Source organism: Flavobacterium flavipigmentatum (genome assembly GCF_020911905.1).
Lineage (GTDB): Bacteria > Bacteroidota > Bacteroidia > Flavobacteriales > Flavobacteriaceae > Flavobacterium > Flavobacterium flavipigmentatum.
Genome location: NZ_CP087133.1, coordinates 3597683 through 3610464, shown reverse-complemented (window position 1 = coordinate 3610464; position 12782 = coordinate 3597683). Strand labels below are relative to the sequence as shown.

At 33.8% G+C, this 12782-nt stretch carries 10 protein-coding genes; 6 read left to right on the top strand and 4 right to left on the bottom strand.

Annotation, left to right across the window (positions count from 1 at the left end; genetic code table 11):
• Positions 1-21: 21 nt before the first annotated feature.
• The 4 genes from LNP22_RS15465 to LNP22_RS15450 form a co-directional block, all read right to left on the bottom strand.
• Positions 22-867 (bottom strand): sulfurtransferase, encoded by an 846-nt coding sequence (locus tag LNP22_RS15465; protein WP_229974267.1) that lies wholly within the window; start codon positions 865-867, stop codon positions 22-24.
• 20 nt (positions 868-887) lie between these two features.
• Positions 888-1277 carry a DUF1398 domain-containing protein gene (locus LNP22_RS15460; RefSeq protein WP_229974266.1) on the bottom strand — a complete coding sequence of 130 codons (390 nt, stop codon included), beginning with the start codon at positions 1275-1277 and terminating at the stop codon, positions 888-890.
• A 120-nt stretch (positions 1278-1397) separates the two neighbouring features.
• Positions 1398-1835, bottom strand: a complete 438-nt coding sequence (locus LNP22_RS15455) for an acyl-CoA thioesterase (protein WP_229974265.1) — start codon at positions 1833-1835, stop codon at positions 1398-1400.
• 127 nt (positions 1836-1962) lie between these two features.
• Positions 1963-2430, bottom strand: a complete 468-nt coding sequence (locus LNP22_RS15450) for a hypothetical protein (protein WP_229974264.1) — start codon at positions 2428-2430, stop codon at positions 1963-1965.
• A 401-nt stretch (positions 2431-2831) separates the two neighbouring features.
• On the opposite strand from LNP22_RS15450, the gene dnaK reads away from it, so the two are divergent.
• From dnaK to LNP22_RS15420, 6 genes are all read left to right on the top strand, one after another.
• Entirely contained in the window at positions 2832-4718 is a 1887-nt protein-coding gene (dnaK, locus tag LNP22_RS15445; protein WP_210667678.1) for a molecular chaperone DnaK, read from the top strand.
• Positions 4719-4860: 142 nt separating this feature from the next.
• Complete coding sequence (gene corA / locus LNP22_RS15440; RefSeq protein ID WP_229974263.1) at positions 4861-5931, top strand: magnesium/cobalt transporter CorA; 1071 nt, start codon at positions 4861-4863, stop codon at positions 5929-5931.
• A 62-nt stretch (positions 5932-5993) separates the two neighbouring features.
• Entirely contained in the window at positions 5994-8087 is a 2094-nt protein-coding gene (gene pta / locus LNP22_RS15435) for a phosphate acetyltransferase (RefSeq protein WP_229974262.1), read from the top strand.
• A 66-nt stretch (positions 8088-8153) separates the two neighbouring features.
• Complete coding sequence (locus LNP22_RS15430; RefSeq protein WP_229974261.1) at positions 8154-9338, top strand: acetate/propionate family kinase; 1185 nt, start codon at positions 8154-8156, stop codon at positions 9336-9338.
• A gap of 11 nt (positions 9339-9349) precedes the next feature.
• On the top strand, positions 9350-9931 hold the full coding sequence (locus LNP22_RS15425; protein WP_229974260.1) for a hypothetical protein: 582 nt from the start codon (positions 9350-9352) through the stop codon (positions 9929-9931).
• A gap of 73 nt (positions 9932-10004) precedes the next feature.
• Entirely contained in the window at positions 10005-12749 is a 2745-nt protein-coding gene (locus LNP22_RS15420; protein ID WP_229974259.1) for a LuxR C-terminal-related transcriptional regulator, read from the top strand.
• Positions 12750-12782: the final 33 nt, after the last annotated feature.

Sequence of the window (12782 nt, the reverse complement as noted above, 5' to 3'; positions counted from 1 at the left end):
AAATTAAAAATAGTATGCTGTTTATTTGGTTGCCATTGGTCTATTTTGGCGGGACCATTCGCTCCAGGAGCCCACGTACAATTTAGGAATAGAAATTCCGGCATAGTCCATTGCCAACAAAGTATGACAAGCCGTTACGCCCGAACCACAATGTACAATAATATTTTCGGGATTTTTATCGCCAATAATTTTAGAATATTTTTCTTTTAATGTTTCAGCATGATGATAAAAACCATTCTCATCCAAATTTTCGCTAAACGGAACATTAATAGCTCCCGGAATATGTCCTGCAATGAGGTCTAAAGGTTCGGTGAGACCGTCAAATCGATTTTTGTCACGCACGTCTATAACAATGCTTTGGGTATTATTTCGAGCTATTTCGACTTCATCACTATCTGTCAAAGGCAATTTCCATCCTTCGACAGGATATTTTTCGGTTTGGCTGTATTTTTCAACTATTGAACTCACAGGGAAACCACTTTTTACAGCCGCTTGCAAGCCACCATTTATAACCTGAACTTTTTCATGTCCAATCGCCCTAAGCATCCACCAAAAGCGAGCTGCAGCATTAGAGCCGTTTTTATCGTCGTAAATAATTACATGACTTGTCGGCAAAATTCCGAGTGTGGATAGCACTTCAGCAAATTTTTCGAATGACGGTAAAGCATGTCTGCCACCGTTTGCTGGGTCAGATGTAATCGTAGCCAAATCACGATTGAGATCGACAAAACGAGCGCCTTTTAGGTGCTCTTTGCTGTAATTTTGTTCAGCATTTATTCCGGCGCGGGCATCTACAAGCACAATTTCCGGCGAATTTAGCTTTATTACTGCTACATCAGGAGTTATAATAGGTGATAATCGTGGCATCTTATTGTAATTAGGAATAATTATCCAGGAATTTTTTCAATCAGAATTTCATCTTCTAATTTATCATAGTACGTACAGGTCATTTCAATAATATCTACGCGCCATTTCGCTATTCCGCATTGACCGGACTGATTGCAAAAAGTAATATAATCGGTTTGACCGTCTTGGTGGGCAACCAAAAATTCGATAAAACGTTCTTTATTGACTTTGTCTTCGATTTTAATCTCAGCGTATTTTTCATCCGAAGTTACCGTGTAATTATTGACACCATAATATTCTACATGACCATCATTTACAAAAGTATCATAGCCTTTTACACCCAAAATAATAAGATGTTGTATGTATTTTGGGAAATCTGCACCGCTTTGTACTTTTGCGTGTGCTTCTTTTATTTGTTCTATTGTAAACATGTTTTTTATTTTTTAGTTTAACTTTTATTCCTCCAAAAAAAAAGAATTAAAGGTTTGTTACTTCTTTAACAAAGATATTGATTTGTGGTATTTTTTTTACGTTAAAATTCAGATTTTATTTTAAAGCCCAATAAAATCATCACTTTTAGGAAAAATACTCAAAGCCTGAATAGCAATTTCTGGGGTTGGAGATGCTAATTTGCGGAGTTTGGTATCCATCCAAGCGCCATCAACCGTAATAACCGCACAAAGTGTATCATCTTCTTTTCTAAATTCGTGAATGATAGACCAGCGCGAAGCATCAGCTTTCATTTTGGATGTTTTGGTATGAATGAATATTTTGTCTGAAAGTTTTAGCTCTTTTCTAAAAACGCATTCTTCTCTAAATAGCACTGGTCCAAAACTTTGTGTTTGCATCACTCTTAATGTCAAACCCAATTGCTCCAGAATCTCGATACGGTGTTGCGCACCAAAATCGTAATAAGCACTGTGACGAACGTGAAAATTTGGGTCTAAATCTGACCAGCGAAAAGATATTTCTTTAATAAATGAAACCATTTTTTATTTAAATTTTAGAAAATCGAAATTACAAATAAAAAAGCAAAGGCGACTTTTTTGAAAAGTTAAAGTCTGAGAGAAAATTGTAAAGCACTTTTTTATGCAGCATAAAATGTTTTAAGGAGTTTTATAAGCTTTCGAGATTGTCCCATTCGTATTCTATTTTAGAAAGTTTTCTGAAATAGAGGATGAGCAATAAAAGTTCCAGACGTATTTCGTATTTATTATCTTCGGAAATAAAAGGCATTACAAACATCGAAATCAGACAGAGTACAACTCCGAGGATCGCATCAAATTTGCCGATAGAGATGGCGTTTTCTTTTTCGAACCAAAGCGAGTAAGCAGCAAAACCTTTAAAAAGAAAAACAGCTATAATTATCAATCCCGTAATCGAAATAGGCACATTTGTTTCAAAACCATAAAATGACAGATGAAAGCGGTTGATAAATAGGCTTGTCGGCAAGGCGATAAGTCCGCAAAGCCCCATAATCATAAAAATCCAACAAAAAGTTTTCATCCACCAGGGCAAAAGTTTTCTTCTAATGATTGCCGGTTTTTCAAACTGGTCAAAATTGTTGTCCGATTGTGGGGTCATTTTTTTGATTTTTGGTTTAGTGATGCGGCAACGAATATAATTAATTTTAAGAATATCGAAATATTAATTTTTTTATGAATATTAAAGCATAGTCATGATTACTTCGCTATATTCTTATTTTTAATAGTAATTCAGTAAACTTTTTTAGTATCGGCATTCTTTTTATCTACTTTTTTGCAGGTAAAAAGTGTAGAGTGGATAACAGGAGAAGTCTCCTGATAATGACACCTGAATGACGGTTATGCCACGAATGTCAGGTTTGTGAAATGTCATGTTGTCAGCTAGTTTTTGATGTGTAGACAGTAAAACTGACAATTTACTTTGGTTTTTTATATTGGCACAAAGATTGACTTATGCCACATGAGTTATTAAATAGTATATCAAAATTAATTATATAAAAAATGGGTAAAATAATCGGAATTGACTTAGGTACGACGAACTCTTGTGTTTCTGTAATGGAAGGTAACGAAGCAGTTGTTATTCCTAACGCAGAAGGAAAAAGAACAACACCATCTATCATCGCTTTTGTTGAAGGTGGAGAAATTAAAGTAGGTGATCCTGCAAAAAGACAAGCGGTAACGAATCCTACAAAAACGATTGCTTCTATTAAACGTTTTATGGGACACACTTTTGCTGAAACTCAGGAAGAGGCAAAAAGAGTTCCTTACAGTGTAGTAAAAGGGGACAACAATACGCCACGTGTTGATATTGATGGTCGTTTGTACACTGCTCAAGAATTGTCTGCAATGACACTTCAAAAAATGAAAAAAACTGCTGAAGACTATTTAGGTCAAACTGTAACTGAAGCGGTTATTACTGTTCCTGCTTACTTTAACGATGCACAACGTCAGGCTACTAAAGAAGCTGGTGAAATTGCAGGTCTTAAAGTGATGCGTATCATCAATGAGCCAACTGCTGCGGCACTTGCTTACGGATTGGATAAAAAAGGAACTGATCAAAAAATTGCTGTTTATGATTTAGGTGGAGGTACTTTTGATATCTCGGTTCTTGAATTAGGAGACGGTGTATTTGAAGTATTGTCTACAAATGGTGATACTCACTTAGGTGGAGATGATTTTGACCAAGTTATTATTGACTGGTTAGCTGACGAATTTAAATCTGAAGAAGGTATTGATTTACGTTTAGATCCAATGTCATTGCAACGTTTGAAAGAGGCTGCAGAGAAAGCGAAGATTGAATTATCATCTTCTGCTGAAACTGAAATCAACTTGCCATACGTAACGGCTACTGCTTCAGGACCAAAACACTTAGTAAAAAAATTATCAAGAGCTAAATTTGAGCAATTATCTGATACTTTGGTAAAACGTTCTATGGAACCAGTTGCTAAAGCATTAAAAGATGCAGGTTTATCTACATCTGATATTGACGAAGTAATCCTTGTTGGAGGTTCTACACGTATGCCAAGAATCGCTGACGAAGTAGAAAAATTCTTTGGTAAAAAAGCATCTAAAGGAGTTAACCCTGATGAAGTTGTTGCTATTGGAGCAGCTATTCAAGGTGGAGTTTTATCTGGAGATGTAAAAGATGTATTGTTACTTGACGTTACACCTTTGTCTTTAGGTATCGAAACTATGGGTGGTGTATTGACTAAATTAATCGAGTCTAACACAACTATTCCAACTAAAAAGTCTCAAGTTTTCTCTACTGCTGCTGATTCTCAACCATCTGTTGAAATTCACGTATTACAAGGTGAAAGAGCGATGGCTGCTGATAACAAAACTATCGGTCGTTTTCACTTAGATGGTATTCCACCAGCACCAAGAGGAGTTCCTCAAATCGAGGTTACTTTTGATATCGATGCAAATGGTATCATCAAAGTTTCTGCAACTGATAAAGGAACTGGAAAATCTCACGATATCCGTATCGAGGCTTCTTCTGGATTAACAGCTGAAGAAATTGAAAAAATGAAAAAAGATGCTGAAGCTAACGCTGATGCTGATAAAATAGCTAAAGAAAGAGCTGAGAAATTAAACGAAGCTGACAGCATGATTTTCCAAACAGAAAGTCAATTGAAAGAGTTAGGAAGCAAATTAGCTGACGACCACAAAGTTGCTGTAGAGTACGCTTTAACTGAATTGAGAATGGCTCACCAATCTCAAGACATTCCAGCTATTCAAACCGCTCTTGACAACATCAATGCAGCTTGGAAAACAGCTACAGAAGCTATGTATGCTCAAGGAGAACAAGGTCAACAAGCAGCTGCTCCACAACAAGAGCAAGCGCAAGGAGACAATGTTGAAGACGTTGAATTCGAAGAAGTAAAATAAGTATTAAGTAATTAGTACTAAGTATTAAGAAAACCGAGTCAGAAATGACTCGGTTTTTTTATGCCCATAAGTCACTACAAAATGACAATTGTCATTTCCTTTTCGGAAACTTTTTTGTAATATTACTTTATAAATCATTTTGATGAGAAAAATAAAATATAAGAAAGGTAGAAAGCTTCAACACACTAGTTTAGAGTATACTGGGGTGCACAAAGATCATGCAACCGAAATGCAACTTTTTGTGTACAACGATACAGATATTATCGAATATGAAAAGTTTACCGTTTTAGCTCTCAATACTTGTATTGATTATACCAAAAACAATTGGCTCAATATTCACGGATTAAATGATATTCACCTTATAAAAACACTTGGTGACCATTTTAAGCTAGACGATTTTTTATTGGCTGATATTTTAAATACTACCAAAAGAACAAAATTAGAAGAGCAACAGGATGTTTTATTCTTCAATATAAAATCACTTTTGCCATCAGAATCTACAGACGGTCTTAAAGTCGAGCAGCTTAGTTTTATTTTAAAAGATGGAATCCTTCTTTCTTTTCAAGAAAAGCGAAGTGACTTTTTTACGCATATTCGCGAACGAATTCGCACACATGCAGGAATTGTTAGAACAAAAAAAGTAGATTATTTGCTTTATTTACTGCTAGATGCTGTCATGGAAAATTTTTATATTACCATCGAGGATGAGGAGGAAAGCATTGAAGAATTGATCAATTTGGCCAAGCAGAGTGCGGATCCTTTTATTTTAGAAAAAATTGAAAGTCATCGTGATAATTTTAATTTTTTAAAACGCTCTATTATTCCGCTTCGAGATTCTTTGTATTATTTGAAAACCATTAAAGATGATGATACTTATAACGGAATCGAAAAGGAAACTTTTAGCTTTTTTGTTCGGTTACATCAAAAAAGTTTAGAACTTTTAGAGCAGATCGATTCAGATATGAGTTCGCTCGAGAGTGCTTCAAATTTTTATTTTTCAGAACAAAGCCGAAAAATGAATGAGATTATGAAAACGCTCACGATCATTTCGGCAGTATTTATTCCGCTTACTTTTATTGTGGGCGTTTATGGAATGAATTTCGACAATATGCCGGAACTCCATACTACAAACGGATATTTTATAGTAATGGGAGCAATGTTATTCTTAGTAGTGGGCTTAATTGTTTATTTTAAGAAAAGACGCTGGTTTTAATTTTTTTCGATAATAAAAAATCCTTTTTAAACGATATTTGTTTAGTTTCAAAATATAAAATTATGAGTAAAGCAATATACATAGCCACCAGCGATCAAAATAGCGGAAAATCAATTATTACACTGGGTTTGATGAGTATTTTGATTGGTAAAACAGCCAAAGTGGGCTATTTTAGACCAATTGTTGAAGATTTTGTAGACGGAGAATTAGACAATCATATCGAAACTGTTCTTTCGCATTTTAACCTTGATATTAAGTTTGAAGAGGCGTATGCGATTACCAAAAGCAAATTAATCAAAAAGAAAAATAAAGGTAAAATTGGCGAAGTTTTAGATTTAATTATCGAAAAATACAAACGTCTCGAGGAACGTTTTGACTTTGTTTTGGTAGAAGGAACAAGCTTTACAGGCGAAGGAACTTCGATAGAACTGGATTTGAATGTGCTGATTGCAAAGAATCTTGGTATTCCAACCATTATTATCGGATCGGGAGTGGGCAAAACCTTAGAAGAATTAGTAGATAGTTTGTACCTGGTTTACGATTCTTTCAAAGTAAAAGAAGTAGAGGTTTTATCGGTTATTGCCAATAAAGTGCAATTTGAAAATATTGATTTGGTTACTAAAGGTTTACGAAAAAGTTTACCCGAAAGTGTTTTGATTAATACCATTCCGCTGATTTCTAGTTTGAATAACCCAACCATGCAGGAAATTGTAAATGAGCTGGATGCGAAAGTATTATTCGGAAGCAATTACTTAAACAACGAAATTGGGCATTTTAGTGTAGGAGCAATGCAGCTGCACAATTACTTAGTCCATTTACATGATAATGCTCTGGTTATTACGCCCGGCGATCGATCAGACATTATCTTAGGGGCCTTACAAGCGAATGAATCTGCTAATTATCCGACTATTTCGGGTATTATTTTAACAGGTAATATTATTCCGGAAGAAAGTATTTTAAAATTGATTGAAGGACTTTCTGCCATTGTTCCGATAATTTCAGTTGAAGGTGGAACGTACTCGATTACGAACAGAATTGGTGCTATCAAGTCAAAAATTTATGCCAACAATACCCATAAAATTGAAACATCTATTACTACTTTCGAAAAATATGTCCAAGTTGAAGCATTGTCAGAAAGGTTAATCACTTTTCAGGCAGAAGGCATGACGCCAAAAATGTTTCAGTATAATATGGTCAAGAGAGCCAAACAACATCGTAAACATATTGTGTTGCCGGAAGGTAACGACGAAAGAATTATCATTGCAGCTTCAAGATTATTAGCTATGGATGTCGTGGATATTTCGATTATTGGAGATAAAAAACAAATCGAAAGCAAAATAGCAGAATTAGGAATTTCGTTTGATTTTTCGAAAGTAAAAATCATCAATCCGATAGAATCTGAATTTTACGAAGACTATGCCAATACCTATTATGAACTTCGAAAAGCAAAAAATGTAACCATCACAATGGCGAGAGATTTGATGGAAGATGTTTCGTATTTCGGAACTATGATGGTATACAAAGGCCACGCAGACGGAATGGTTTCCGGAGCGGCCCATACCACACAGCATACTATTTTACCCGCTTTGCAATTCATCAAAACCAAACCAAATTCATCAGTGGTTTCATCGGTGTTTTTTATGTGTTTAGAAGATCGTGTTTCGGTTTTTGGAGACTGTGCTATTAATCCAAATCCTACGGCAGAACAGTTGGCAGAAATTGCTATTTCATCAGCAGATTCAAGCGCTGCGTTTGGGATAGAGCCCAAAATAGCGATGTTGTCTTACTCTTCTGGCTCGTCAGGAAAAGGTGATGAGGTAGAGAAAGTAAGAGCTGCCACCGAAATTGTAAAACAAAAACGCCCTGATTTAAAAATAGAAGGCCCAATTCAGTACGATGCCGCAGTAGATAAAGTAATTGGCAAAAGCAAAATGCCAGATTCTGAAGTGGCAGGGCAGGCGAGTGTGCTTATTTTTCCGGATTTGAATACAGGAAATAATACCTACAAAGCCGTTCAGAGAGAAACCGGAGCCTTGGCCATTGGCCCGATGTTGCAAGGTTTAAACAAACCCGTAAACGATTTAAGCCGTGGTTGTACGGTAGACGATATTATCAATACAGTGGTGATTACCGCTATTCAGGCGCAAGGGCTTTGATCAATTAAAAATTACGAATTAAAAATTAAAAACTCAGCAACTTAGTGCCTTAGCAACTTTAAAAAAATGAAAATACTAATAATAAACTCAGGAAGTTCTTCCATAAAATACCAATTGATGGTAATGCCTAACAATGAGGTAATTTGTTCGGGTATGATTGATAGAATCGGACTGGAAACTTCAAATGTTACGTTTAAAACAGCAGCCAATTCAATAGAAGAAATTATTCCAATTGCAACACATAAAGAAGGTCTGACCAAAGTAGCTGAAATGCTTTTGGATTCTGAAAAAGGAGTAATACAATCGACTTCAGAAATTAGTGCTGTTGGTCATCGTGTCGTGCACGGAGGCAGCTATTTTTCTGATACCACAATCATTTCTGATGAGGTAAAAGAAAAGATCAAAGAATTGTCTGAGTTGGCTCCGTTGCACAATCCAGCTCATTTGGTGGGTATAAATGTCGCCGAAGAAATTTTTTCAAATGCTACGCAGGTAGCTGTTTTTGATACTGCTTTTCACCAAACCATTCCGGTAGAGGCTTACAAGTATGCGATTCCTAATTATCTTTTAACAGAGCATAAAATACGTGTTTACGGATTTCATGGAACAAGTCATAAATATGTTTCTGAAAAAGCAATTGATTATTTAGAAAATAAATCTAAAATAATTACGATACATTTAGGAAATGGATGCAGTATGACCGCTGTTAAAGATGGAAAAAGCATCGACCATACGATGGGTTTTTCTCCTGCTAACGGCTTGATTATGGGTACTAGAGCAGGGGATATTGACCAGTCGGTAATTTTTTATCTGATCAAAAATTTGGGTTACACGGCAGACGAAGTCAATTCGATTTTACTAAAACAAAGCGGAATGTTAGGGCTCACGGGTTATAGTGATTTGCGCGATATTGAAGCAGAAGCCGAAAAAGGAAACAAAGAGTGTCAACTGGCTTTGCTGATGAATGCATACCGAATTAAAAAAACAATTGGGTCGTATGTAGCGGCTCTCAACGGTTTGGATGCGATCGTTTTTACAGCTGGAATTGGTGAAAACTCATCTTTTATCCGCAATTTAGTTTGCACTGATATGGAGTATTTTGGTATAGAAATAGAGGAAGAAAAAAACCTAATTCGTTCTAAATCCATTCGCGAAATTAATAAGCCAAATTCTAAAGTGAAAATTTTGGTCGTTCCTACGGATGAAGAATTTGAAATTGCTAATCAGGTGTATCATTTATTGGAGAGTTAAATCCTAATTTTATGAAACAAATATTCAAATTTTATATTTTATTGATCTTGGGATTTTTATCAAGTAATTCCTTTTGTCAAAACTATAATCACATAGTTTTTGAGGTATATGGAGATTTAAATAAAGATGGATTAGCTGATTTAGTACTTGTAAAAGAAGAGAATAAGGATAAGCATAATCCATTTTTATTAGAAATTAAATTTCAGGAAAAAGATAAAAGCTATCGTACTGTTTTAAGTTCAGAAACGGCGGTAGTTGATAAATTTACAGGTGAAGATAAGATAACTATATGTTTGTTAGAAAGTATTGAAATAAAAAAAGGGATATTGATTTTTAATCAAAGCTTAATACGAGGAACTTTTAAGCATAAATTTAGATTCCAAAAAAACAATTTTGAACTAATAGGTATACATTTTAATAGTGCCAATCCAGGGTATTTTCTGACTGTTGATTACAATCTTTCAACGGGAAAAATGATAGAAGTGAAAAGAGCGTATGAAACAGATAAAATAATCGAAGAAAATATAACAATAGAAAAAATTACACCTTTGCCAAATCTAAAAAAGTTTAATCCTTTAGATCATTTATATTAGTTCTAATTGTAAAAAGTATCATATTTCTAAAATTGAATATTTGTCAGTATCTTTGAGTATAAATACGAATATTTTGAAATCGATACTTCTAAAAGCATTTTTCTTCTTTTTAATAGTTTCACCAATTCAAGCGCAAGAATTACTTCCTTTCGTTGAAAATTATAATAAATCAAATTATCAGGGTGACAACCAAATCTGGAATGTGGTTCAGGGAAATGATAATGCCATGTACTTTGCCAATAATCACTATTTGCTACGATACGACGGCGTAATTTGGGAGAAATATACCTTGCCTAATAAAACCATCATTCGTTCTATAATGGTCGATGGTGATAAGATTTATTCGGGTTCTTACAAAGAATTTGGTTATTGGTATAGAAAAGAGGGGAAGATGCATTATGTTTCGATGACCAAAAACCTTCATTTATTTGATGAAAAAGACAACGAAGAAATTTGGAAAATTTTCAAATTTAATGAAGCTATTTACTTCCAATCTTTCAATGATGTCTTTATTTATAAGGGAAAACAGGTAAAGAAAATCAAATTTCCTTTTTTGATTTCTTACTGTTTTGTGGTAGACAACAGTGTTTATGTGGCCTCGGTTGATCAAGGGGTTTTTAAGATGGAGGATGCTAAAATTGCAAATCCAAAAGGGTGGAATATACTTAAAAACTGTGTCGTACACGCCATCGAAAAACACCAGAAAAAGACGTATATTTTTACGCAGAAAAAAGGTGTTTTTATTGTTGGAAAAAACAATCTGATTCCTTGGAGTAATCCATTAAATGAAACTTTGAAGAAAACGACGATCAATGTTGCAAAGTTTATCAATAATAATAAATTAGTTATCGGTACCGGAAATAAAGGGGTTTATATTATTGATTTGAATACCAATTTGTACAAAAATATTGATCGTAACAATGTTTTGATGAACAACTCTATTTTGAGTATTGGAGTAGATAAAGAAAACGATTTATGGCTGGGTCTGGATAACGGAATTGCGCATGTTGAGGTAAATTCTCCAATTGCTATTTTTTATGATAATACAGGAGTTTTGGGCTCCGTTTATTCGGTAGCGCCAACAAAAAATGGTTATTTAATAGCTTCTAATCATGGTGTTTTTGAGTACGGATCCGGAAAATTTTCTATGATTCCAAATACGCAAGGACAAGCCTGGAATATAACAGAAATTAATAACCAATATATTATAGGTCATAATGATGGTACTTTTGTGTACAATAATGGTCTTTTTTCTAAAATAAATGCGATTAATGGCGGTTGGAATTTATCTAAAAGTTCTATCAATAATACTTATTTTCAATCTAATTACAGTGGGATTTTAGTCTATGATGACGCTACTAAATTAAAGGAAAATAAAACGATTAAAAATCTTTCTAAACCAATCAAATATGTTGCTCAGAATAAGAAGAACGAACTTTGGGCGGCAGATAATTATCGGGGTCTTTATCGTGTTTTATATAACGACGAATACCAAACCAGGAAAGTTGAAAACATAACGCAGCAAAGTAAAATCAAGAATGATTTTGGTGTAAAAATCTTCGAATTTAGAAATGAAATTCTTTTTCTTATAAATAATGCCTGGTACACCTACAATTCATTGACTAATAAACTGGAAGAAAACGAATTGTTTAATGATAATTTTAAGAATATTTCGGATGTCGTAGCCATTGACGAGAGTCATTTTATTGTGCTTCAAAGCGGGATTTTGTATCATATTTATGCCAATGGTAATAAGTTTGTCTGGAATATCATTCAGGAAAAATATTATAAGGGAAAATTGATCAATGACAATTTGAGAATTTTTAGAGAAAAAAATAATTATCTGCTTAATCTTGATGATGGTTTTATTTCGCTTCAGTTAAAAAATGCAAACAAACAAAATCTAAAGTTAAAAATTGAAGCGTTTAGCGATCAAAATCTTGTAAATAATAATGATAAAATCAAATTTAATTCAGATTTAAAAATTCATGTAGTATCTGGAATTTATGGTGCTCAAAAGCCCAATTTATTTTATAAACTTGATAAAACTAAGGAATTTGTTTCTATAAAAGAAGGCCTTATTGTTTTGAATAATTTGAGCAACGGCTTTCACTCTATTGCCATTTATAAACATAATGGTGCTAATTATGATGAAGTTTCTAGTTTCGAATTTAATGTGGCACAGCCTTGGTATTTTTCTTTTTGGATGATACTGTTGTATTTGCTTTTTGTTGGAGCAATATTTTTCTTTTATTATAAATGGAATAAATTGCGCTACCTTCAAAAGTTAAAATTACAGAAAGAAGAATTAAAACATCAGAAAGAAATTCTAGAAATGGAATTGAAAGCTGAGAATGAATTGAATATTCAGGAATACGAAAAACACATTCTTGAATTGGAATTGCAGACAAAATCGTCTGAAGTAGCTGGGAAATCATTATCTATTGCGAAGCAAAGTGAAATGATAGAGAACATTCAGCGTATTTTAGATTCGGAAAAAGATTTTAATAAACTGAAAAGTGAAATTAAAAAAGCAATCAAAATTAATGAAGTTAATAAACATGAGTGGGAAATTTTTGAAACCAACCTCAATCAGATTCACAATGAGTTTATTATTAATCTTTCCAAAAAATTTCCCAACCTTACTCCCAAGGATATAAAGCTGTGCGTTTACCTTAAAATGAATCTTTCTTCTAAAGAAATTGCTCCCATGATGAATATATCTTTTCGAGGAGTTGAACTGCATCGTTATCGTTTACGAAAGAAATTAAACCTTTCTCAAGAAGAAAATCTACCAAAATTTTTACTGACTATCTAATTTTACTTACTAAATTTTAAGAATATATTATTT